The organism is Vibrio sp. ABG19, assembly GCF_029962385.1.
Lineage (GTDB): Bacteria > Pseudomonadota > Gammaproteobacteria > Enterobacterales > Vibrionaceae > Vibrio > Vibrio ostreae.
The window spans coordinates 68,302-91,625 of sequence record NZ_CP071707.1; the positions used below are offsets into that span (position 1 = coordinate 68,302).

20 protein-coding genes are annotated in these 23,324 nt (G+C 47.6%); 13 read left to right on the forward strand and 7 right to left on the reverse strand.

Annotated features, from left to right (window positions below; all coding sequences use genetic code 11):
* Positions 1-272 precede the first annotated feature (272 nt).
* The gene (locus tag J0X00_RS00300; protein ID WP_282476705.1) at positions 273-887 is read left to right on the forward strand and encodes a DUF2238 domain-containing protein; all 615 of its coding nucleotides are present in this window, start codon (positions 273-275) and stop codon (positions 885-887) included.
* A gap of 27 nt (positions 888-914) precedes the next feature.
* Here J0X00_RS00300 and cutA read toward each other — a convergent pair whose 3' ends face one another.
* The 3 genes from cutA to J0X00_RS00315 all read right to left on the reverse strand — a co-directional run bounded on the left by cutA (position 915) and on the right by J0X00_RS00315 (position 2,761).
* Positions 915-1,238, reverse strand: a complete 324-nt coding sequence (gene cutA / locus J0X00_RS00305; protein ID WP_136483927.1) for a divalent-cation tolerance protein CutA — start codon at positions 1,236-1,238, stop codon at positions 915-917.
* Between the two features lie 167 nt (positions 1,239-1,405).
* Positions 1,406-2,089: an HAD-IA family hydrolase gene (locus J0X00_RS00310; RefSeq protein WP_282476706.1), complete on the reverse strand. Its 684-nt coding sequence runs from the start codon at positions 2,087-2,089 to the stop codon at positions 1,406-1,408.
* Between the two features lie 162 nt (positions 2,090-2,251).
* Entirely contained in the window at positions 2,252-2,761 is a 510-nt protein-coding gene (locus tag J0X00_RS00315; RefSeq protein ID WP_282476707.1) for a hypothetical protein, read from the reverse strand.
* Between the two features lie 236 nt (positions 2,762-2,997).
* On the opposite strand from J0X00_RS00315, the gene J0X00_RS00320 reads away from it, so the two are divergent.
* The 4 genes from J0X00_RS00320 (at position 2,998) to J0X00_RS00335 (ending at position 8,553) form a co-directional block, all read left to right on the forward strand.
* Complete coding sequence (locus J0X00_RS00320) at positions 2,998-3,474, forward strand: CreA family protein (protein WP_136483924.1); 477 nt, start codon at positions 2,998-3,000, stop codon at positions 3,472-3,474.
* 190 nt (positions 3,475-3,664) lie between these two features.
* Positions 3,665-4,969, forward strand: a complete 1,305-nt coding sequence (locus J0X00_RS00325) for an inosine/guanosine kinase (RefSeq protein WP_136483923.1) — start codon at positions 3,665-3,667, stop codon at positions 4,967-4,969.
* A gap of 425 nt (positions 4,970-5,394) precedes the next feature.
* Entirely contained in the window at positions 5,395-7,116 is a 1,722-nt protein-coding gene (locus tag J0X00_RS00330; RefSeq protein WP_282476708.1) for a GGDEF domain-containing phosphodiesterase, read from the forward strand.
* Between the two features lie 114 nt (positions 7,117-7,230).
* The gene (locus tag J0X00_RS00335) at positions 7,231-8,553 is read left to right on the forward strand and encodes a GGDEF domain-containing protein (protein WP_282476709.1); all 1,323 of its coding nucleotides are present in this window, start codon (positions 7,231-7,233) and stop codon (positions 8,551-8,553) included.
* Positions 8,554-8,651: 98 nt separating this feature from the next.
* Here J0X00_RS00335 and J0X00_RS00340 read toward each other — a convergent pair whose 3' ends face one another.
* The 3 genes from J0X00_RS00340 to J0X00_RS00350 form a co-directional block, all read right to left on the reverse strand.
* Positions 8,652-9,728 (reverse strand): serine protease, encoded by a 1,077-nt coding sequence (locus J0X00_RS00340; protein ID WP_282476710.1) that lies wholly within the window; start codon positions 9,726-9,728, stop codon positions 8,652-8,654.
* A gap of 249 nt (positions 9,729-9,977) precedes the next feature.
* Positions 9,978-11,111, reverse strand: coding sequence for a glycine cleavage system aminomethyltransferase GcvT (gene gcvT / locus J0X00_RS00345; protein WP_136483919.1), 1,134 nt, complete (start codon positions 11,109-11,111; stop codon positions 9,978-9,980).
* A gap of 399 nt (positions 11,112-11,510) precedes the next feature.
* Complete coding sequence (locus J0X00_RS00350) at positions 11,511-12,134, reverse strand: XRE family transcriptional regulator (RefSeq protein ID WP_136483918.1); 624 nt, start codon at positions 12,132-12,134, stop codon at positions 11,511-11,513.
* Positions 12,135-12,632: 498 nt separating this feature from the next.
* Here J0X00_RS00350 and J0X00_RS00355 point away from each other — a divergent pair, with 498 nt between their 5' ends.
* From J0X00_RS00355 to J0X00_RS00385, 7 genes are all read left to right on the forward strand, one after another.
* Entirely contained in the window at positions 12,633-13,940 is a 1,308-nt protein-coding gene (locus J0X00_RS00355; RefSeq protein ID WP_136483917.1) for a serine hydroxymethyltransferase, read from the forward strand.
* A gap of 281 nt (positions 13,941-14,221) precedes the next feature.
* Positions 14,222-14,602 (forward strand): glycine cleavage system protein GcvH, encoded by a 381-nt coding sequence (gene gcvH / locus J0X00_RS00360; RefSeq protein WP_136483916.1) that lies wholly within the window; start codon positions 14,222-14,224, stop codon positions 14,600-14,602.
* Positions 14,603-14,730: 128 nt separating this feature from the next.
* Positions 14,731-17,595, forward strand: coding sequence for an aminomethyl-transferring glycine dehydrogenase (gene gcvP, locus J0X00_RS00365; protein WP_282476711.1), 2,865 nt, complete (start codon positions 14,731-14,733; stop codon positions 17,593-17,595).
* 500 nt (positions 17,596-18,095) lie between these two features.
* Complete coding sequence (locus J0X00_RS00370; protein WP_136483914.1) at positions 18,096-18,308, forward strand: cold-shock protein; 213 nt, start codon at positions 18,096-18,098, stop codon at positions 18,306-18,308.
* Positions 18,309-18,674: 366 nt separating this feature from the next.
* Complete coding sequence (locus tag J0X00_RS00375) at positions 18,675-18,824, forward strand: hypothetical protein (RefSeq protein ID WP_168796962.1); 150 nt, start codon at positions 18,675-18,677, stop codon at positions 18,822-18,824.
* 11 nt (positions 18,825-18,835) lie between these two features.
* A complete protein-coding gene (locus tag J0X00_RS00380) occupies positions 18,836-19,036 on the forward strand; it encodes a hypothetical protein (protein ID WP_282476712.1) in 201 nt (66 codons plus the stop codon).
* 773 nt (positions 19,037-19,809) lie between these two features.
* Positions 19,810-21,096 carry a diguanylate cyclase gene (locus tag J0X00_RS00385; RefSeq protein WP_282476713.1) on the forward strand — a complete coding sequence of 429 codons (1,287 nt, stop codon included), beginning with the start codon at positions 19,810-19,812 and terminating at the stop codon, positions 21,094-21,096.
* A gap of 420 nt (positions 21,097-21,516) precedes the next feature.
* On the opposite strand, the gene J0X00_RS00390 is transcribed toward J0X00_RS00385, so the two are convergent.
* Positions 21,517-22,407, reverse strand: a complete 891-nt coding sequence (locus J0X00_RS00390; protein WP_282476714.1) for a LysR family transcriptional regulator — start codon at positions 22,405-22,407, stop codon at positions 21,517-21,519.
* A 141-nt stretch (positions 22,408-22,548) separates the two neighbouring features.
* On the opposite strand from J0X00_RS00390, the gene J0X00_RS00395 reads away from it, so the two are divergent.
* Positions 22,549-23,295, forward strand: a complete 747-nt coding sequence (locus J0X00_RS00395) for an SDR family oxidoreductase (RefSeq protein ID WP_282476715.1) — start codon at positions 22,549-22,551, stop codon at positions 23,293-23,295.
* The last annotated feature ends 29 nt before the right edge of the window (positions 23,296-23,324 follow it).

Here is a 23,324-nt window from a genome sequence, read left to right on the forward strand (position 1 = left end):
CTGTGTGTAACGATAAGCGCGCGATTTTAAGAGCCACTGTGCTGTAAAGCAAACGTTAATCGGAACTTGCGCCTTAAATCGGGCAAGTTTGGGCGAATTTCGCTGTTTTCAACCAAATTGGTTATTTTTGGCTCAGCTGATTATATATTGAACTTTAGCTGAGTTGAGAAAAGTTTACGCGACTCTGACCAAATTTCCAGCTCAGACAATTGTACAGTGTTCATTAAAATGGCACCATGATAACAGCTAACTAACAAGGATGATAAAAACAGATGAGTGACAGCCCTTCTTTCCCGAAAAGTTTAATTGGCCTCAGTCTGGCTTACGCCCTGGTGTTCCTGTTTTCTGCCATCGCGCCATCATCACGCTCAGTATGGATTGCGGAAATTGTCCCGGTGATGCTGATTCTGGCAGGGATATGGTGGACCTCCGCTCACCAAAGACTCAGTAAAACCGCCTACCTGCTGATGTTTGTCTGGCTGACCTTACATACCATAGGAGCCAAATACACCTTTGCCGACGTACCGTTTGACTGGTTTAATCACCTAATCGGCTCAGAACGTAACAACTTTGATCGCGTTGCTCATTTTGCAATTGGCCTGTATGCCTACCCGATCGCCGAATATCTGATCCGCAAAAAACTGACCAACGGCTGGATTGCCGGCATGTTTGCCCTATTTTGTATTATGAGTATCGCTGCAGGTTATGAAATCATCGAATGGTGGTACGCGGATCTGGCCGGTGGAGAAGACGGCATTGCGTTTTTAGGTTCTCAAGGTGATATCTGGGATGCACAAAAAGACATGCTGTGCGATACCCTGGGCGCACTGACCGCCCTGTTGATACTCAGCTGGCAATCGGCACGGCAGCCAAAACGTTTCGATTAAACCCGGCGCTGGCCTGGATGAAGCTGCTCAGCGGGGAGTGTTGTGCTCAATCCAGGCCAGGTAAGGGTGAAACCCTTCCACTATCGGTACCTGGACAATCTGCGGCACCTCATAGGAGTGCAGCGTTGCCAGTTCCCGCTCTAACTCGGCATAGCACGCTTTGCGGGTTTTGATCACCAGCAAGATTTCATCATCACAACACACCTCATCGTTCCACATATAGTGACTTTGAATCGGCATACTCTGCACGCAAGCAGCTAACTGCTTGGAAAGTAGGCTCTGGGTAATCTGCAGGGCATTTTCCTGACGATTGGTGGTGGTCAAAACGATACAAAATGCCTGGCTGTCCATAAATCCCTCCTTTATCGGTCGCTCTGTTATCTTGCCTGACGATCTGCTATCTTGAGAACGGATACTGACATAATATCAAGCATATACCGACTTGTTATCGTCTGTCCTACCATTCTTTCATTGTGAGATCTCCGTAAAGTTTAACCGTGAGATCCAGCTAAAAGTGACTAGCGAGCTCCGGATAAACGTTCCGACGGAACAACAAATTGCGACAGGTTATCAATTTTGTCCAGAATCACCACTTGCTGATAAGTGGTACGGTTACGCTGGTTGAGCGGTTGCAACTGATAGGTAGTGACGCCAGCCAGAACCCCCGCTTCCACCCCTTTGGCGGTATCATCAACGTAAACACACTCGTCCAGTCTGAATCCCATATTCATCGCGCAGTAACGGATCAGGTCCGGCTCCGGTTTCCAGCTGTTGGCTTCGAAAGCAGAGAAAATACGCCCCTCGAAATAAGGCAGTAATCCCGCCAGTTTAAGGGCAAATTCGATACGTTTGGGTGGCGCGTTTGAAGCAACGCAAAACTCAACCTGATGGTGTCTGAGAGTGTCGAGCAAATGCACTGCACCGTCCATTGGCTGCAATTCGCGAATCAACAGACGTTTAACGGCACGGCGATAACGTGACTCGAGCAGGGTCAGGTCGGCACTCATCCCAACCAGTTCTAGGGTGGAATTTAGAATTTCGGCAATTTTCCCACCAGCGAAGTGAGCGGCCACATCATCAAATGTGAGTTCAACCCCCAAGTCGTTGAAGATGTTAACTAATGCCTCACAGCACAGACGTTCACTATCGACCAACGTACCTTCACAGTCGAAAATAACGCAGTTCGTTTTTTTGTCAGACATATACGCTCCTTTTTTAAGCAGTGTATCGTCAGACTGTGAAGGAGAGATGATCGATTGAAGGAAATGAAACCGCTCTCACAACTGTAAGATCAATTTCGCAACCAAGGTCACTTTTTAACCGTCCAGAATCATTCTCTGTCTTGGTGCTGAAATACAATCAGACTAGCGTTGCCAGTAAACCTGGCCACTAAACTCATGTGCCTGACGCCATTTTGCCAGCACTGCCAGGGCAAATTCTTTTTCAGCACCAAATGGTTGCGCGTTTTTCACCACGATATCCGACACAAGAACCTGGTTATCTTGCTCAGTGACTATCGCCGCTGCCGCTGGCTGCCCATCGGCAAAGCCAAGATAAAGCGAACACGGTTGTGAATAGATGATTTGAGTAAAAAACTCCACCAACAGGCTTTGTTGCTGTTCGGAATCAAACTGGGTCGCTTGCAGAAGTGCGAACATAATCGTCAGGCGATGAAAGTCGACCAAATAGATATCATCCAGCACCACATCGGGCTGCAACGCGGAAACGCTGAGTTCTTCAACCTGGCGTGATTTAATCAGCGCCTGGTACAGCGAGCGCCCCTGCAGGCTTTCCGCTGTCGGGTATTCGACGTCTACCTGGCTCCATAGCCATTGATTTTTGGTATCAACAATTGGAAGAGATGACTGGATCATAAGACCTTACTTCTTTTTATAGGACAATACATCATAAGCTGGCCAATCATCTCACACATGGCGGGATAGTAAGCGAAGCGTCGTAGGCTGCAGTCTATCACAACTCAGGCTGGTGTTTCATAAAACCTCGGTCTTGCGGAAAAGATAACAACATCGCCCTATTCTCACCACATGGCTCTGTCATTCTCAACACATGCTGCTATCATATTTCCAGCATAAACAGTTGGAATAGTAATATGATCAAGAAATTAGCAGCGGTTGCCCTGTGTGCTCTGGCATTAGCCGGTTGTGACCGTTCCGAAGTCGGTGATGTCAGCCTGGGACTGTTCACGACAAAAGACATTAAACTCAATAATTTAACTGACCCTTTAGTACCAGGTGTCACCTGTCACATCGCCAGTATCGAAGCCGATTTGAGCCTGGCTGACCCGTCTGATTCATCGATTGCCTGTCGTCAGACCGGAGAAATTACCCCGGAAATGATTGCTCAGATCGACAAATCCAAATCCGGCGAAGTTGTATTCCGCAAATCGAAAAGTATCTTCTTCAAAACGATGAAAATTCGTCGTATTTTCGATGAGCAAACCCAGACATTAATGTACGTGTCTTACTCGACCAAAGAGACCTCAGGCAGCTTTAAGCACAGCCTGTCGACCGTGCCGTTGTGGGGAACAAAAGCTTACAACGCGTTTCCGGCCGAGACATCTCAATAAGCAAGATGTAAATACAATAAGCAGGTGCAAAAAAACAAACCGGTAACCCACTGCGCCATTAAAATACAAGCATCACGCGGCCCGACTTGAGTCGCGTGATATTTACCAAGAAATGAAATGTAAAAATGAAACTTCAGTGAATTTTTTGTGATACTATTCGCGAAATTTTCCCATTTTGCCCACTTAACCGATGAAGTTTCCTGGACAACGCAAATCTAAACACTATTTCCCTACCAGCACCCGTGATCCTTTGGTCAATCAGCTGCGTGAAACCCCGACCATGCACCGTCCGACTATCGTCGGCATCGGCCAGACCATGGTGGATATCGAAGCCAAAGTAGATGACGAGTTCATCGCAAAATATAATCTGAGTAAAGGCCATTCGCTGGTGCTTGAAGAAGCACAAGCTGAAGCGCTCTATCAGGAGCTGGTGGAAAGGAATCTGATCACCCATCAGCACCCGGGCGATACCATTGGCAATACTCTGCACAACTACTCGGTACTGGCCGACAGCAAATCCGTACTGCTTGGTGTGATGTCAAAGAACATCGAAGTTGGCTCTTACGCGTACCGTTACCTGTGCAGTACATCGTCCCGGATGAACCTCAACTACCTGCAGACAGTCGATGGCCCGATTGGTCGCTGCTACACCCTGATCTCAGAAGACGGTGAGCGTACTTTTGCTATCAATGAAGGTCAGATGAACCAGCTGCGTCCGGAAAGTATTCCGCAACGAGTATTTGAGAAAGCCTCTGCGTTAGTCGTGTCATCTTATCTGATGCGCGGCAAACCGGAAGATCCGATGCCAAAAGCGGTACAGCGTGCGATTGAACTGGCGAAGAAAAACTCGGTTCCTGTCGTCCTGACTCTCGGCACCAAATACGTGATTGAAGGTAATCAGGCCTGGTGGCAAGAATACCTGAAAGAGAACGTCACGGTTCTGGCGATGAACGAAGATGAAGGCGCAGCACTGACCGGCTTTAGCGATCCGCTGCAAGCCGCGGACAAAGCACTGGACTGGGTCGATATGGTGCTGTGCACTGCAGGGCCAATTGGCCTGTATATGGCCGGTTATGTGGATGATGCGGTCAAACGCAGCACCGAACTGCCTCTGCTGCCAGGCCATATTGCTGAGTTTAACCAGTATGAATTCAGCCGTGCGATGCGTCAGCAGGATTGTTCACAGCCTGTTCGTATATACTCCCATATCGGCCCGTATCTGGGTGGTCCGCTGAAAATCAAGAACACCAACGGAGCCGGAGACGGAGCGTTGTCGGCACTACTGCATGACATGGCAGCGAATAGCTACCACCTCAAGAATGTGCCAAACTCCGCCAAGCACGATCGTCACTATCTGACCTATTCATCACTGTCGCAGGTGTGTAAATACGCCAACCGAGTCAGTTATGAAGTACTGACTCAGCACTCTCCTCGCCTGTCGCGCGCATTGCCGGAACGAGAAGACAGCCTGGAAGAAGCTTACTGGGACCGGTAATCGGAGCTGATTAGGGTTAACGCGGCGCAGTGTAATGACTGAGCAGCCACTACAAAAAGCATATTTAAGCGGTCTTCGGACCGCTTTTGCGTTCTTAGCCGGTCATGGTGTAGCGCTAAACAGAGATAATTTTGACTCAAATCAGGAAAAAAATACAATATAATCCGAATGATATATAAACAATTTCGACTTATCATAAAAGCTGGCGCCAGGAAACAGTCAATGCAGTAAGACATGCGCAATCGCACGCTTATTAGTAGAGGGTAATTTCATAATTGAGACATCGTTTCATAAACGTTATCATGGTTGCATAAAATAAAAAGTAACTTCAATACGTTCAGTTTGCCCTTGCCGCTACATGAGTAGCCATTTTCATCGTTAAGCTCGAATCAATGCGATTCTAAAAAGAGCCAGGTACATTTGTTATGCCATTGACGCAGGGACTGTCCCAAGGCACGAACCCCAACCTCACCGATACCCAGAAAAAACGTCTGGTGCATATTTTTGATATCGTCAGTGAAGGTATATTTCATATGGATAGTCAGGGCTGTTTAACTTTTTACAACCCTGATTTTTACCAACAATTTGGTTTTAGCGCTCATACTATTCAATTGGAAGAATGGTACGCTGTTGTGCACCCGCAAGATCGCGCCATGCTGAAAAAAAGGGTGCTTGAACACCTGACCAACCACAATCAAGTGACCTCGCATTACCGGGTTCGTAAAACTAACGGTCAATACATCTGGCTTGAAGGTATCGCTATCAATCGCGAGTTGAACGGCGACAGATTTATGGTCGGCTATCATCGCGACATCTCTGATCAGAAATTGATGGAGACTTTCCTTAATCAGGCAGCCTACTACGACAGTATCTCCGGCCTGGGCAATATGACCAAACTGCTCAAAGATATTGATAACGCAAAACAGGACACTCAAGCCTCTAGCACACTGATTTATCTGCAGATTGACGATATTAAATCTTACGAAAATCAGTATGGCAGCGAAGTCAATGAACATGTCCTGCAACACGTTATTGCCGCATTAAACGGAATCCGATGTGAAGACGGTGACTTTTACCGTGTACGCTCGGACGATTTTGCGATCCTGTTACACCGTACCGACAGCGATACCGCACTGCGCGCTTTGTGTCAGGACATATTGCAACGCTACACCAAATCGGTCCAAGAGCAAGGCCACCTTTTTGGCAACCATGTGAGTATTGGCCTTTATCCGGCGTTCAGCAACGAAGACACGGCCGAAGAGATCGTCAATATCGCCTCACGCACTTGCCAGTATGCACGTGAAACCAACCGCTCACGGGTTGAACTGTACAGTGGAAAAACACAAAAACGCGTGGATCGCTATTTCTTCATTGAACGCGGACTGAAAGAAGCTCTGAGTTCACGCTCTTTGTCGGTCAAATTCCAGCCAATACTCAACGCCCAGACCGGGCAGGTTTCTAGTTTTGAAGCCTTGGTACGCTGGCGTTCTAAAGAATTTGGTGAAATCTTTCCGGATGAGTTTATTCCGGTGGCCGAGAAGAAAGGCCTGATCACAGATGTAGGCTATCAGGTATTTGGCAAAGCGTGTGAATTCATCGAACGCTATAACAGAATTAACGGGCTGAGTATCCGGGTCAACATCAATGTATCGGTATTGCAGTTACTCAATACCGCTTTCCCTGCCACGATACAAAAAATGGCCGAGCAAGCCGGAATCGCTCCGCAATCTATCGTGCTCGAGCTGACCGAAACCGTGATTCTGGATGGTAACAAGAACGCACTCGAGCAATTAGTCACTCTTAGCAACCTGGGATTTCAGCTCTCTCTGGATGACTTCGGCAGCGGCTTCAGCTCAATCAACAGTTTTTTCGATCTGCCGCTCAATCAAATCAAAATCGATCGCTCAATGGCCGCTAAAACGTTGACTAATCAATCATCTGAACAATATCTGCAATTTATCATTCAGCTTTCTAAAAGCAAAGGCGTCGATATTGTGATTGAAGGGATTGAGACCGGATCCATGTATCAGAAATTCAAGGCAATGGGCGCATCGTACCTGCAGGGTTACTGGTTTTCCAAGCCTCTGTCGCTCGCAAGTGCCAGCCGTTATACCTTGTCGAGCAATCTTACACTAAACAAGGACTAAGTTGTGAGGTAGCTCAGATTAACTCTGCAGATCACAAATGATTCATGGCTTCAGAGTGGATTTTAGTGATATTGCTCCATATTATCGCCGAAACATAAGGAATTGTTTCAGCGTATGATCCTCAATCAGACTCCTCTCTCGACTTCATCATCGTTTCATCTTGAAGTGAAATGCCTGCTGTTTACGCTGGTGATCATTTTTTTGATCAATACTCCGATGCGCTTTATCAAAGCTGACAAGCAGGCAGACTTCAGTATGCAACTCAGCACGCTACAAGACACCCTGTTACTCAAGCGCTCTACGGCAGATAGCCTGCTTGCCCTGGCCGATACTCAGATCGCCATCGATTACTTTAGCGAACCACAACAGTTTAATGATGTTTCAAAGCAGCTGCTCAGCAGACAAACCTTGGTTAAGTCCCTGAAAATTATCTCGACGCAACCCGATGACACACGCTACGCCAGATTAATCGAGCAATATAACCGTTATTACACCAGTGACCTGAACAAACAGCAAATACAACTGTTTATCGCCCCTCATTCCCGCCTTTTAACCGAGTTTAAAGCGCTCTATCAGGGCACTCGTCACATCGGCTATCTGGTGCTTGAAGCTGACCTGAGTGAATTCTCTGAAGTGTCGCGTAAGGATATCCTATTGCTGGGAGAGGACGGCACTGTCTATTCAAGCACTGACCGAAGCTTAAAGGCCTTGGACTCAATCGCCAGCAAATATCCCCAGGCCTGGCGCGACCTGCAACTCAGCAACCGTAACGCCGGAATCATGGAATATGACGATGTCAGTTTTATTTACCGTAAATTTAAGCTGGTCAGTAATCACACCAGTTACCTAATCAAAGTGGTTGATAATCATGAGCTGGTGCCCCCCTACTTTTATCTGGTGCTGCTCCTGGGCAGTATCACGGCCGGGGTAAGTCTCTACCTCTATCGGTTACGCAAAGACAAGCTGGAGCTGACTAAAATCACCTATACCGATGAACTGTCCGGCCTTCACAACCGCCACTATCTGAAAAAAGTCAGTGCGCAACTTACCGCACAACAAGGCTACTACGCCTGTATTCTCGATATCGATCATTTTAAAGCGGTTAATGATAAATACGGCCATGATATTGGCGATCAAGTGATCAAGCGCGTCTCATCAGTAATAAAAAGCCGGATAAGAATCACCGATTACGCCTTTCGTTTTGGCGGTGAAGAGTTCGTTGTGGTGGTCAAAACCGAATCGGCGCAGCAGGCAGTCAACATCTTTGAGCGCATCGGAGACGATGTCGCCCGTTTTATCCAGAAACCCAACGTGACGATTTCGGGCGGTGTCTGGCCGGTGAACGACTCACTTGACGAGGCACTTAAGCAAGCAGATGTCTTGCTGTATCAGGCAAAACAGAATGGCCGAAACCTGATCATCAGTCAGGCAGCGTAAGGTAAAGCCGTAATCAAGAAAAATGGAGAAATAAAAAACGCCCGGCATTCAGGCCAGGCGCTGGTTTCATCATTGTCGTTAAGCCGGACAAATCAAGCTCAGAGCTCTACAGTCTGTCGTCTGCGCCAAAGCGCAACGCCAGCCAGCATGGCTAACAACCAAGGACCAAGTGAACCGCCGCCACCACCGCTTGAAGGCACCGCAATACCCGAAGGCATCTCTGGGTCAAAGGTGCCAGCCAGATAAGCTCGGCGTTTAGCATCAGTCCCCACAAAATCGGCGCTCTCATTGCCAGCCAGCACACTATCAATCCAGGTACTGTAATCGAATACTTCGGTGAATACCGCAGTCACATCAGAGCCGGTAAAACCATCACCACAGGTTGTCGGGCCAAAACTGGTAATACCCACCTGTACCAGACCACTGCCACTATCCCAGTATACCGGACCACCCGAGTCGCCCTGACAGGTGCCGCTGGTCAGTGAGGTATTCGGAGTGGTACTGATGCCTTTAAAACAAATTTGTTTATTGGTCAAAGCAGACAAATTATTGTCACAAGTGTTATTCGAAACATAGCTCACGTCGGCATCTTGCAGCATTGTGGTGGCATCATTACCTGAACTGGTATTGCCGTGACCGACAATCCGAAACGCATAATCGTTAGTGTCATTATCGACACCGTCCGAACCTAACCGATACTCCTGGGTGATTGGCCGCACGACAGTGCCTTGCGCATTGAGGGAAGACTCAAGCTGGATAATGGCAATATCATTTTGCCACAGGCTGGATGCCGTATCCTGAAAATCAGGATGAATAAAAAACTGCTCTGCACGCACAGTGGTTACCGAAGAAGGGAAGTCGCTTTCATCATCAGCCTGCCCAGCAACGGCAAATAGCATATAGTCATAATTCAGCTCGCCATCCTCATCGTACAAACAGTGCGCTGCAGTCAACACGTGGGTAGAATCGAGCATGGTTCCGCCGCAAAAAGCACGTGTACCATATAACCCGTCAAATTCTGTACGGTCGTAAAACAGACTGGCAAATGACGTGTAACTCAAGATGGTAGTGTCTTCACCATTAACAATATACGTACTGACTTCCGAATCTGCCTGTACGCCCGATGCCAGACCCAGTGACCAGAACAATGCCGAACCGGCTACCCATTTATTCATATTAATCATCCTTTAGTGACTACTTAAAGACAGGACGTTGTTGAGTTCGCTTAATTTAGTTAAGGTTTTAATTGTTATTATTAATGTAAGTATCAATATAATTCAATGTAAAATAAAAGGCCCTGTGAAACACAGGGCCGATTTATGCAAATAATGACACCAAGGTGTTTATGCGTATCGTTGCTATAACGATGGCCCAGAAGCCTTGTACCACATATTCACCGGATTGCAAAACAAATCGTTCAATAATTAACCACGGTAATAACGCTGCGGTACAAACGGTAGTTTTTCCACCAGCATTGGCAGCATCTTACCACGGACTTCAGCAAACACTTCAGTACCAACATCAGCCAGATCAGCGCGCACATAAGCCATCGAAACCGGCTTGCCCGCTGTCGGACCCGCAGTACCACTGGTCACGGTACCAATCGGTGCACCTTCAGCATCAAACAATTCCGTCCCTTCACGCACAGGTGCTTTAGTCTGACCAACCAGGCCGACACGTTTGCGCACCACATCTTTAGTCGCGATCTGCTGCAGAATGATGTCGGCTCCCGGGAAACCACCCTCACGCGCCCCGCCCTGACGGCGCACCGGCTGAATTGCCCACAACAGGCTGGCTTCAACCGGAGTCGTGGTTTCATCCAGTTCGTGGCCGTACAGACACAGGCCACACTCCAGACGCAGTGAGTCACGTGCGCCCAGACCAATCCACTCCACTTCGTCAAAAGCAGTCAGAGTACGAGCAAATGCCTGTGCCTGGTCAGACGGAACCGAAATTTCGTAGCCATCTTCACCTGTGTATCCACTGCGACTGATAATGCAGTCAACACCATCGATACTGATTTGCTGCACATCCATAAAGCGCATCTCTGCCAGAGCTGGCTGCAGGCGAGCCATTACCTCAGCCGCTTTCGGGCCCTGAATCGCCAGCAAAGCACGATCTGCGATGATTTCCATCTCAACACCGGCTGGCAAATGAGCATTCAGGTGAGCGATGTCCTGCTCTTTACAGGCCGCGTTGACCACAACAAAAAGATGATCGCCCAGATTAGCAACCATAAGATCGTCGAGAATGCCGCCTTCATCATTAGTAAAGAAAGCGTAACGCTGCTTGCCTTGTGGCAGGTCGATGATGTCAACCGGTACCAGAGTTTCCAGAGCAGCAGCGGCACCTTCACCACGTAAACGAAGCTGACCCATGTGAGAAACATCAAACAGACCAGCCGCATCACGGGTATGGAGATGCTCTTTTTTCACGCCCAAAGCGTATTGCACCGGCATATCATAACCCGCAAAAGGCACCATTTTGGCACCAGCTTCAATATGAAGCGCGTGTAACGGTGTAGTCAAGAGTTCTTGTGTCGCATGTTCCTGAGTCATTTTTCTCTCCATATAGCCAGACTCCGCTTTGAGTGTAGCCACTAATTTACCCGGCATGACTGCTGTATTAACCCTGCATCATTGCGGGTAAAAACAATATGCCGTTGATTGCACTCCATCGGGTGAGCTTTGCGCAATCATTGCTAAAAGTTTCCGTGCAGGAAAACGTGTTTCCTATAGTAAACAAGCATGCGCCACTTTGACCGAATTAACAAGTTCCAAACAGCGCAAATTGTCATAATTAACAACTCAATCACATTATCGGAGCCCAATAAAAACGCCGCAGTGACGGGTTAATCATCACTGCGGCGTATTTTTGTTTAAATTACAACAAAAAGCAAACGGTTGCTTTCACTATAGGAAACTTTTTGTTTTGGCTATAACTTCTGTATTAACTGGCTATTTCGCCGTCACCCAGAGGATTTGAGCATCCTCTGCACTCAGCGAAACCAGCATATGCCCCATGTTGGCATCGTAGTAAACACTGTCTCCTTGCTCCAGAACCACCGGCTCGTAGAACTCAGAATAGAACATCACCTCACCTTCCAGAATCAACAGAAACTCCTCGCCATCGTGGCGAACCCAGTCACTGTATTCTTCAAAACTGCGGGCACGGATGCGACTTTTAAATGGCATCATTCTTTTATTCGACAACTGGGTTGCCAACAGCTCGTGCTCGTAAGTTTGGGTCGGATGCGGTTTACCTTGATCATTTCTGGTGATATCACGACGACCACTTGCGGTCATTTTCTTAGGCGGTTCAAACAGTTGTGGCATATCAATCTGCAAGCCATTCGCCAGTTTCTGCATTGCCTGAAACGTCGGTGAAATTTGCTCGTTCTCGATCTTGCTTAGCGTTGAGCGCGCCAGGCCAGTACGCTGACTGGCTTCTTCCAGTGTTATACCCAGCTTGGCACGAATATCTTTGATTCGATGTCCCAGCTTTAACGGTTCAATGTGTTGCTCGCCTGCTTCCTTGGCCAGTGTCAAAGATGGGTACTCATCATAAATGTCTTCAGACATGCTTTCCCTCGATTATCTATCCTTCCTGTATCAGAACCGCATTGTTGCACGAAGCGACTGGTTGATTAAAGACCACAATTGGAAATAAAGCGTGCTTTGCATAGCAAAAACGACATCTGTGTTTCCTATAGGAAATTTTTGATTGATTGTTCACACAGCAAAGAGTATGTTACATCCATGTTAGATGTAGAGATGCAGCTTACCGCCTCCGGATGGAATGGATTTAACATTTGGTAGCGGGTTTTGCCCTGGTTTTTAGGGCTTCTACCCAGACAAAATAGCGCCGGACAGATGATAAAAGCAGCGAACCCGCAGATTGCTCGATTTGCTCATTTTTTAATGTCAGCGCCGAATCGCCAGATACCTGGTTTGTCAGATGGGTAGGTGATTTAGGGAACAATCCACTTAAGCAGGGTTTGGCGTCAGCCAGACCGTTTAAAAGGACAGACGAGCAGCACGACGCACCAGGCTCGTCAGATTATTGGAAGGTCATCTACTATGAACGCCAACGCAAATAAAGCTTACCAAAATCATCGCCTGGAGAGCTTCTTCTCCACTAATCTTGCGGCTACTGACGACGCAGTATTTGCCGGCATTCAGGATGAATTCGCCCGCCAAAACGAACAAATTGAACTGATTGCTTCCGAGAACATCGTTTCTAAAGCAGTCATGCAAGCCCAAGGCACCTGCCTGACCAATAAATATGCTGAAGGTTATCCTGGCCGCCGTTACTACGGTGGTTGTGAGCACGTCGACAGCGTCGAAGCCATTGCCATCGAACGCGCCAAGAAACTGTTCAATTGCGAATACGTGAACGTTCAACCGCACTCCGGTGCTCAGGCAAACGGCGCAGTGATGCTGGCTCTGCTCCAACCGGGCGATACCATCATGGGGATGTCGCTTGATGCTGGTGGCCACCTGACCCACGGCGCCCGCCCTGCTCTGTCTGGAAAATGGTTTAATGCGGTGCAATACGGTGTAAGCCGCGACAGCATGGAGATCGACTACGATCAAGTGCGTCAGTTAGCCCTGGAAAACCAGCCAAAACTCATCATTGCCGGTGGCTCTGCCATTCCGCGTACCATTGATTTCGCAAAATTCCGCGCCATTGCCGATGAAGTCGGCGCTCTACTGATGGTCGATATGGCGCACATTGCCGGCCTGGTCGCAACTGGTGCGCATCCCAGCCCGCTGCCATTTGCCGACGTGGTCACCACCACAACGCACAAAACACTGCGCGGGCCACGTGGCGGCATGATTCTGACCAACCACGCAGAGATCATTAAGAAGATCAATTCAGCGGTATTCCCTGGCCTGCAGGGCGGCCCTCTGATGCACGTTATTGCCGCGAAAGCGGTCGCATTTGGTGAGGCATTAGGCCCTGAGTTTGCAACCTATATTGATTCAGTGATCAACAACGCAAAAACCTTAGCGGAAGTATTGCAAACTCGCGGCTGTGACATCGTGACCGGCGGAACCGATACCCACCTGATGTTGGTGGACCTGCGTCCGAAAGGCCTGAAAGGCAACCTGGTCGAGCAGGCACTGGAACGTGCCGGTATCACATGTAACAAAAATGGCATCCCTTTTGACGAAGAGAAGCCTATGATTACTTCTGGTATCCGTTTAGGTACACCTGCGGGCACCAGCCGTGGTTTTGGCAGTGAAGAGTTTAAACAGATTGGTGAGTGGATTGGCGACGTGCTGGATGGTCTGGTCGCAAGCCCGCAAGGTAACCCGGAAGTGGAACAACGGGTGCGCAAACAGGTTAAGGCGCTATGCCAGCGCTTCCCGCTCTACCAATAAATGACCGTTTTACCAGTCATTTGACGCTCTACTAATAACGTAGCGCTCTACAAAAAAAAATAAGCATTAAGCATGATGCGGGCACGGCCCCTGCATCATGTCATTGAACAAAGAAGTAAAGTTGTAAAAAACCGTCGTTAGATTTGAAAGTAGGCTGCCAGCAGGCACTCTGCCTGAACAACAGTTAGCTTAGCCGGAAACTGAGTGTCGTATCCCGAAGAACCACCCCGCGACACAATTGGGAAGGCTGCAATTTAGAGATATATTTTGGAGATAATGCAATGGACAAAACACTGAAGTTTACAGATAGCCACGAATGGGTACGTGATAACGGTGACGGTACCGTAACCATCGGTATTTCTGAGCATGCACAGGAAATGCTGGGTGACGTCGTATTCGTTGAACTGCCAGAAGTGGACAGCGAATGCGAAGCTGGCGAAAGCTTCTCTCTGGTTGAATCTGTAAAAGCAGCTTCAGACATCTACGCACCGGTAAGCGGCGTGATCGTAGAAGTGAACGAAGAGCTTCAGGACAGCCCTGAGCTAATCAACGAAGAATCTTATGAAGGCGGTTGGATCGTTAAAGTAAAACTGTCTGATCCATCTGAACTGGACGACCTGAAAGACGCTGAGGAATACCTGAGCTCTATCGAAGAAGACTAATCGTCTCTGGTTATCAAGTCGCCCTATGGGCGGCTTTTTCAAAACCGCCCAGCCCGAAACGGCGGTTCTGTACCCGGCCCAGTAAAGCGCTAGCCGCCAGCTGTTCCGGGTAGAAAAGGTAAAGGACAATGACAGAATTACTTCACAGCCTAAGCACACAAAATGAATTCGTTGCTCGCCACAACGGTCCCAATGCTGACGATCAGCAAAAAATGCTTAACACCATCAAGGCCGCCAGCCTTGACGCTCTGATCAAAGAAACCGTTCCAGCCAATATCCGTCTGGAAGCGCCGATGAATCTGGCCCCGGCTCAAAGCGAAGCCGACATGCTGAACGCAATGAAAGTGTTCGCAAAACAGAACCAGATCAAGCGTACCTACATCGGTCAGGGTTACTACAACACCTTCACTCCAAACGTGATCCTGCGTAACGTCCTGGAAAACCCAGGCTGGTACACAGCTTACACCCCATACCAGCCAGAGATCTCACAAGGTCGTCTGGAATCGCTGCTTAACTACCAGCAGATGGTGATGGACCTGACCGGCATGGAAATCGCGAACGCGTCCCTGCTGGATGAAGCGACGGCCGCTGCCGAAGCAATGGCTCTGTGCCACCGTGCCGGTAAGAGCAAGAGCAAAGTCTTCTTCGTGGCAGACGATGTGCACCCGCAAACCATCGAAGTGGTGAAGACCCGCGCAGGCTTCCTGGGTTTTGAAGTGCAAATCGGCGCAATCGATTGCCTGGCAGAACAAGATGTGTTCGGCGCGCTGCTGCAATACCCAAGTACCACAGGTGAAGTGCGCGATCTGACCGACATCATTGAAAAAGCACACGCGAACAAAACCTTAGTTGCTGTTGCGACTGATCTGCTGGCCAGCACCCTGCTTAAACCAGCCGGTGAAATGGGCGCAGACGTCGTTATCGGTTCAGCTCAGCGTTTCGGCGTACCTATGGGTTACGGCGGTCCGCATGCAGCGTTCATGGCCACGCGTGACGCGCACAAACGTACCATGCCAGGCCGTGTTATCGGTGTGTCTATCGATAAGAAAGGCAACCAGGCACTGCGTATGGCAATGCAGACCCGTGAACAGCACATCCGCCGCGAGAAAGCGACGTCGAACATCTGTACTGCACAGGCTCTGCTGGCAAACATGGCATCGTTCTACGCGGTATTCCACGGCGCTGAAGGCCTGCGTACTATCGCTCGCCGTACTCACCACATGACCGCAATCCTGGCCGCGGGCCTGACTAAAGCGGGCTTTGAGCTGGCGCACAACAGCTTCTTCGATACCATTACCCTGAACAGCGGCAGCAACACGGAAGCGCTGTACCAGAAAGCTCTGCAGGCAGACATCAACCTGCGTAAACTGCCAGAGCAACTGGGTATCAGCCTGGATGAAACCACCAGCGTGGCTGACGTTGAAGCGCTGTTTGCAGTATTCGGTGTGACGGAAAGCGTTACCGCGCTGTCAGCAGCCATCGAGTCGAACGAATTCGCAGCAATTCCGGAAGATTGTCGTCGCACGTCATCCTACCTGACTCACCCGGTATTCAACACGCACCACAGCGAAACGCAAATGATGCGTTACCTGAAAAAGCTGGAAAACAAAGACTTCTCACTGACCCATGGCATGATCCCGCTGGGCAGCTGTACCATGAAACTGAACGCGGCCGCCGAGATGATTCCTGTCACCTGGCCGGAATTCGGTTCTATCCACCCGTTCGCACCAAAAGAACAGGCAGCCGGTTACGCAGCCCTGGCCAGCGATCTGAAGCAAAAACTGTGTGTAATCACCGGTTACGATGCGTTCTCACTGCAACCTAACTCAGGTGCGTCGGGTGAATACGCTGGCCTTATTGCTATTCAGCGTTACCACGAAAGCCGTGGCGAAGGTCACCGTAACGTATGTCTGATCCCAAGCTCAGCGCACGGCACCAACCCGGCAACCGCCTCAATGGTATCGATGAAAGTGGTCGTGGTGAAATGTGACCAGAACGGTAACGTCGACATCGACGATCTGGCCGCCAAGATCGAGAAACATCAGGACAACCTGTCGGCTATTATGATCACCTACCCTTCTACGCACGGTGTGTATGAAGAGCAGGTACGTAAAGTATGTGACATGGTCCACGCAGCCGGCGGACAAGTTTACCTGGACGGCGCGAACATGAACGCTCAGGTCGGTCTGACTTCTCCGGGCTTCATCGGCTCTGATGTGTCGCACCTTAACCTGCACAAAACCTTCTGTATTCCGCACGGCGGCGGCGGTCCGGGTATGGGCCCTATCGGTGTGAAATCACACCTCGCACCATTCCTGCCGGGCCATATTGAAGGCGGTGTGGAAGGTTCTGACTTTGCAGTTGCAGCGGCTGACCTGGGCAGCGCCTCTATTCTGCCAATCTCGTGGGCTTACATCGCGATGATGGGTGCAGAAGGCCTGACTAAAGCCACGGAAGTGGCTATCCTGAACGCCAACTACGTGATGGAACGCCTGCTGCCGTACTACCCGGTTCTGTACCGTGGTGCTAACGGCCGCGTCGCGCACGAATGTATTATTGATATCCGTCCGCTGAAAGAAGAAACGGGCATCAGCGAAGAAGACATCGCTAAGCGTCTGATGGATTACGGTTTCCATGCGCCAACCATGTCGTTCCCGGTTGCGGGTACTCTGATGGTTGAGCCAACCGAATCAGAAGATCTGGCAGAACTGGATCGCTTCTGTGACGCGATGATCGCTATCCGTGAAGAGATCAGCAAAGTTCACGCCGGTGAATGGCCGCTGGAAGACAACCCGCTGGTGAACGCTCCACACACCCAGGTTGACCTGGCAAGCGATGAATGGACTCACCCGTACTCACGCGATATCGCCTGCTTCCCTTCGAAGCAAGCAAAAGAAGCCAAGTACTGGCCAACCGTAAACCGCGTGGATAACGTGTACGGCGACCGTAATCTGATCTGTTCTTGCCCGAGCATTGATTCCTACCAAGACTAAGATCATTTGCTGTAACATTGAAAAGGCGAACGGATGTTCGCCTTTTTTGTCCGTGTTATAAATGCACGTAGATGGTTAAAAGAAGCTTCTGCCAGTGATTTATGACTGGCAAAGCTACAGGGGCAATCCTCAAAGCGAGCTGTCATCTCCCAATTCGAAGTCTGATTCCGTGTACGAACGCATATTAAATACACTGTTTTCGTTGTTTGTACTCAAAACACGGCTGGTTTGAATTCAGCAATAGCCCGCCTAAAAAACAAAGTTGATTTAAGCCATTGATTTAAAAGAACAATCAAATTTAATTGAGAAATAAATATCTATTATCTCTATATCGTGTATAGTGTCGGCAGCTCTAACAGTGAGCTATTGATAAATTATTTAGTTCAAGATCTTCTCAGTTGTTTTTCGATCCAAGTCGTCATATCTATCCTGCGATAACTTTTTCTTCATTCCTTATTTAGTAGCTTTCTTTTTAACTTAATCAATCTATCGAGATATATATGTCTAATAAAACAACTGGTCTAGTAAAATGGTTTAACGAAACAAAAGGCTTCGGCTTTATCACTCCAGACAATGGTGGTGCTGACCTGTTTGTTCACTTCCGTTCAATCGCTAGCGATGGCTTCAAAACCTTAACAGAAGGTCAAAAAGTATCGTTCGACGTAGAACAAGGTAACAAGGGCCCGCAAGCGGCTAACGTTACAGCAGTATAAGTCTATCAGTAAAGCTCTTGCCTCTTGGTGAGAGCTTTCTGTTAAGTCTTTAGCTGGGAGTTTATAATCAGAAAAACTAATAGAAAAATTTACTGGTATTACGTTTTACGTGAACAAAAATACCAAAAGGGAAAGTTAATTGTTCACAGTTAAATATTTCCTTCATCAAAATAAGACCTCATGGTCATCAACGATACATCAGCTAAATAGCGATGTTTTAAAACGCCATATCCTCCCCAAATTAGAAACCCACTTATTTGACTTAAATTTTTCATTTTGTGAATTGAACAATTCTGGTGAAATAAAAGATTCACAGGGAAGGACTTTAGGTTGTTTTTCAATTCAAATGAATGAAGGATATTGAGCTTGAAGAAACCATTAGCAGGAACCAACTCTAAGATGGTCAAAGGCAAGACTCTTACTAAAGATGACAGCACAGAGAGCATTCATAAGATAAGAAAAAAAATTGAGCATATTTTGTTAGAACGAGAACAAAAGAAGCTTTGGGATTTATAAGGAAGAGTGACATGAGAAAACCAGCCAAAAAATCGAGCAAAAAGATCCAAAAAAACAACTTTGAAGAACGATTTGCGCAGATGGCCGCTGAATACCAGGCAGCAAAAGAAGTCCTAGATGAGATGGCCGAAGGTACTTCTGAGTTTGTGGCTCAGAAGAAAGTATGTGATAAGTTATTCGCAAGCGCTGAACGATACATCAATAAGTTCTAAACATTTACAATAGCTTAGCGACATTCTGGCTAAGGTATACCTCTATTTATTTCTATTACTGTTTGCTTCTATCGAGCATCAGTATAAATGCTGCTAAATACAGCACTACTAATGTTGAGCATACTCTTCAATAAGGAGGTCAACATGGACAAACCCAATCTGACTACATTCAGAAGCCGTCGACTCATTAGCGGCTAAAAATCACGGTAGTTCGCTCTTTACCGATAGCGAGAGAGCGAAAATCAAGCAATGTCATTAACGCTTAGCAGCATGGACCTATGTTGCTTCTTGAGCATCAAGCGAACTTTTGTTTCCCAACAGATATAAGTTTGAGCGAGGCCGTCATCGGTAACTCCCCAAGTCCATTCATCTTTAACGCTGGCACCTAGTTTACACTTTCCACTTCCAACATGATCCCATGTTGTCTAGCATCGGTTTTGATAAGATCTGAGACTTACTCAAGTAGCATAAAAAGGCGAACCTAAGGTCGCCTTTTTGGCTTTTATTGATTAAATGGCTAAAATCTATCATAATTTTCAGTTACTCAGCCCGCTTGCAACTGTGACGGAATCTCATAACTGCCGATATGTCATGAAATCAGATAACCCGGTTATCACTTGACCTTATTGACACAATGAATAACTATTGAGCAACAAGCGTTGTCGTACTTATCCACCTAAGAGAGTAATACTATCAAATCCTATAAAATGAGCCGATGGTCTTACGGTGTATTAACCATAGCGTACCTTTTCTTTTCTTACACGGTCATCACCTTGACGACGGATAAGTTTATTGACAACCAGGTCCAGCAAGAAAAAGAAGCCATCCAACACGACATCGCCTTAGTCAGATACAGTATCGAGGCTAACATCTTTCGCGACACCTACCTGGCAGACAGCTTCGCCTCCGTGGTGGCGCTCGATCCCCAATTCGCGACCCACAACTGGAACAAAGTAGGTGAGCAATTCCTGGCAAAAGCGCAACTAATCAGGAACATAAGTTTAGCGCCGAACGATGTAATCCATTATGTTTACCCACTGCAAAGCAACGAAAAAGCAATTGGACTGGACTTCCGAACCGTCCCCCATCAGTACAAAACCGTGAAAATTGCCAGACAGAATAAAAAAGTCTTCCTGGCAGGGCCGTTAGAACTGGTCCAGGGCGGCAAAGCGATTATCGCCCGCTATCCGATATTTACCGATGTACCTTACAATACCCAGTATTGGGGCGGTTTGAGCGTGGTGATTAGCTACGACAAACTGATTGCCCTGTCCAACCTGCATAACATTAAAGGAGCGGACATAGCGCTGGTTGCCAACGGCCATGATGAGATCGAACAGAAATTAATTGAAGGTAATAGAGCCGTTCTGTCTGATTTTGACATCCAGTATCCGATAAGTCTGCCTAACGGCAGCTGGACTCTGTTTGCCAAATATAAAGACCTACATGAGATTGAGAACATAAACAGCTTCAAAAGTCTGTTTATGACACTGGGCACCATTATCTTTGCAGCCGGTTTTCTGCTGATCGTATTTTTTATCAGTAACTATTTTCGTGCTCAGAAACATTCTTTGCAGGATGACCTCACCCATTTACCGAACCGCCGTTATCTGTTCAATGAGCTTAACCGCATCATGGCGAAAAATAGCGCCAACATTGTGTTTACGATTCTAAATATTGACCTCAACAAGTTCAAAAAGATCAACGATACTTACGGCCATGAAGCCGGCGACGCCGTGTTAAAACACATCGCAATGTTGCTACAAAAATCGACACGTTCATCGGACTTTATCTCCAGAATGGGCGGGGACGAGTTCATTGTCATTCTGCCACGCATGCACAACCCGGACGATGTTGAGCAACTGATTGATAAAATACAGCTTTTAATTAAGACTTCACCACTGCAGTGGCAAGGCGAACAGATTCCGTTATCCTCGAGCGTTGGGTTCTATACATTCAAGGGCAAAGCGGATAAGTCGATCATTCACGAAATTCTGTCCAAAGCAGATAAAAGCATGTATCAGAACAAAAATGAGATGCGAGCCAGCGATCAGCTCTGAAGTAGTATAAATCAGGCATAGATCGATATTTAGTTTTGATGGAGACAGATAATCGACACTTCTGAGCTAGCTCTTCTTTCAGTCACCCGAATAATATTAGTAAGTTGGATGGTTTACCGACGCTAGGAAAGCTTAGGTTGTGCCTCGATCGTAACCAATATAAGTTAGAAAAAGTACAAAACCAGTTATATGACGAATTAAAACAACAACTTATTCTTTATCTCGAAAAACAAACTGATTAAATTAGCGCCAAAGAGTCCTTTCATAGCGTACATCGGTGCCAGTTTTTTGCTGGATGCACTGAAACGTTCGTGGGCAACAATTTATCAGTGACTTTGCTACATTTGAAAATAGCAAACAACCTTAGGTCTAGAAAAGCTGTTTAAATTGGGATCCAATAATAATGTATCAGATCAACCTTCATTGCGTTGTGAGTGTCGACTTGTTGGCAAATATACTCGCAACAAAATCCATGAAAACAACGGCTCGTTTGGGAAGAAGGCGATTGGCCAGATAAACAGCTTGAATGGGCACTGGTGGAGCTGTGTAATCACTCAGTAGTAGTTGAAGATTACCATTTTTCAGTCCTTCCTCGTATAGCCATTCAGGGCCTTGGGCGATCCCTAGTCCTGAATTTACACATGCGCGTATGGCTTCCGGAGAACTCACTCGCAACCTCCCAGAAACAGGGACATCTTCTCCCTTAAAATGCCATGTGGATCCCGTTGACAGCAGAGTATAAATCAAGCAATCGTGCTCTCTCAGTTCATTTGGCGTTTTGGGGATGCCCCGTTTGGCCAAATAAGCTTTGCTCGCCACACACACCCGTTCGAACATTGCCAAACGGCGCGCCCGCATTGCGCTGTCGTCCAGATGACCAATTCGAATCGCCAGCTCAGCCCCCTCGTCGACTAAATTGACATAGCGATCATTAATTTGGAGATCGAGTGTCAATTCTGGATAACATTCCAGAAAACTTGCTAGATGTGGAACCAAGAATGTATGTGCCAGTGCCGTCGGACAGGCGACCCGCAATAACCCAGATGGAGCAATGTTATCCCGCAATGAGGACTCGGATTCCTCCACGGCTTCAAGAATACGCCGCGCCTCTACATAATAGCGTTCTCCTTCTGGAGTCAGAGCAAGTTTGCGGGTTGAACGGTTAAGTAATCTGGTTTGTAGGTGATTCTCAAGCGCTGCAACATAACGGCTGACGTTAGGTTGCCCTAGCCCCAAATCTCGCCCAGCCGCCGAAAAACTTCCGGTCTCAACCGTGCGAACGAAACACGTCATCAACAATAATCGATCCATTCAACAGTCCTGTTATTTATGCATATTTAGCATGAGTCATATTCGAAAAATCAATCTTATCAACGGTTATACATAAACCTATAGTAAAGCTCCTGTCGATCAGCGAATTGACTGATCCAGATAACCTCTAGGAGACTTTATATGTCCAAATTACAAGGCAAACGCACTCTTATTACCGGTGGAACAAGTGGTATTGGTCTTGAGACCGCTAAGCTGTTCCTCTCAGAAGGTGCTCGTGTAATTGTTACTGGCGTTAACCCTGATTCTATCGAAAAAGCGAAAGCGGAACTGGGTAGCAATGTTTTAGTACTGAGCGCTGATTCTGCTAACGTGGATGCACAGAAAGAGCTAGCTCAGGCTGTTAAGGCTCACTTTGGTGAATTGGATATCGCTTTCCTAAATGCTGGCATATCTGTTTATATGCCAATCGAAACGTGGACAGAAGACAATTTCGACCGCATTTTTAACATCAATGTTAAAGGTCCTTATTTCCTGATGCAGGCATTACTGCCAGTGTTCGCGAGCTCTGCATCCGTGGTCTTTAATACATCGATCAATGCTCACACAGGGCCAGTAAACTCTTCTGTTTATGGCTCAACCAAAGCGGCATTACTTAATATGTCCAAAACACTTTCAAACGAGCTAATTGCTCGTGGGATCCGCATTAATGCAGTAAGTCCTGGCCCAGTTGATACACCGCTTTACGACAAAGCGGGTATTCCAGCTGATTACCATGACCAAGTAATGAAAGATATCGTTGCAACTATCCCCGCTGGCCGTTTTGGTAAGCCAGAGGAAGTGGCAAAAGCGGTGCTTTATTTGGCTTCCGACGATTCAGCCTGGACCGTGGGTTCGGAAATCGTGATTGATGGCGGTAGCTTACTTTAACTCAGTCTGAGGTATGTGTTCCGCTCTTG

Excerpts from the sequence above, each read along its gene's own strand:
- J0X00_RS00300 (WP_282476705.1), top strand. The coding sequence starts at position 273 with ATGAGTGACAGCCCTTCTTTCCCGAAAAGTTTAATTGGCCTCAGTCTG.
- cutA (WP_136483927.1), bottom strand. The coding sequence starts at position 1,238 with ATGGACAGCCAGGCATTTTGTATCGTTTTGACCACCACCAATCGTCAG.
- J0X00_RS00310 (WP_282476706.1), bottom strand. The coding sequence starts at position 2,089 with ATGTCTGACAAAAAAACGAACTGCGTTATTTTCGACTGTGAAGGTACG.
- J0X00_RS00315 (WP_282476707.1), bottom strand. The coding sequence starts at position 2,761 with ATGATCCAGTCATCTCTTCCAATTGTTGATACCAAAAATCAATGGCTA.
- J0X00_RS00320 (WP_136483924.1), top strand. The coding sequence starts at position 2,998 with ATGATCAAGAAATTAGCAGCGGTTGCCCTGTGTGCTCTGGCATTAGCC.
- J0X00_RS00325 (WP_136483923.1), top strand. The coding sequence starts at position 3,665 with ATGAAGTTTCCTGGACAACGCAAATCTAAACACTATTTCCCTACCAGC.
- J0X00_RS00330 (WP_282476708.1), top strand. The coding sequence starts at position 5,395 with ATGCCATTGACGCAGGGACTGTCCCAAGGCACGAACCCCAACCTCACC.
- J0X00_RS00335 (WP_282476709.1), top strand. The coding sequence starts at position 7,231 with ATGATCCTCAATCAGACTCCTCTCTCGACTTCATCATCGTTTCATCTT.
- J0X00_RS00340 (WP_282476710.1), bottom strand. The coding sequence starts at position 9,728 with ATGAATAAATGGGTAGCCGGTTCGGCATTGTTCTGGTCACTGGGTCTG.
- gcvT (WP_136483919.1), bottom strand. The coding sequence starts at position 11,111 with ATGACTCAGGAACATGCGACACAAGAACTCTTGACTACACCGTTACAC.
- J0X00_RS00350 (WP_136483918.1), bottom strand. The coding sequence starts at position 12,134 with ATGTCTGAAGACATTTATGATGAGTACCCATCTTTGACACTGGCCAAG.
- J0X00_RS00355 (WP_136483917.1), top strand. The coding sequence starts at position 12,633 with ATGAACGCCAACGCAAATAAAGCTTACCAAAATCATCGCCTGGAGAGC.
- gcvH (WP_136483916.1), top strand. The coding sequence starts at position 14,222 with ATGGACAAAACACTGAAGTTTACAGATAGCCACGAATGGGTACGTGAT.
- gcvP (WP_282476711.1), top strand. The coding sequence starts at position 14,731 with ATGACAGAATTACTTCACAGCCTAAGCACACAAAATGAATTCGTTGCT.
- J0X00_RS00370 (WP_136483914.1), top strand. The coding sequence starts at position 18,096 with ATGTCTAATAAAACAACTGGTCTAGTAAAATGGTTTAACGAAACAAAA.
- J0X00_RS00380 (WP_282476712.1), top strand. The coding sequence starts at position 18,836 with ATGAGAAAACCAGCCAAAAAATCGAGCAAAAAGATCCAAAAAAACAAC.
- J0X00_RS00390 (WP_282476714.1), bottom strand. The coding sequence starts at position 22,407 with ATGGATCGATTATTGTTGATGACGTGTTTCGTTCGCACGGTTGAGACC.
- J0X00_RS00395 (WP_282476715.1), top strand. The coding sequence starts at position 22,549 with ATGTCCAAATTACAAGGCAAACGCACTCTTATTACCGGTGGAACAAGT.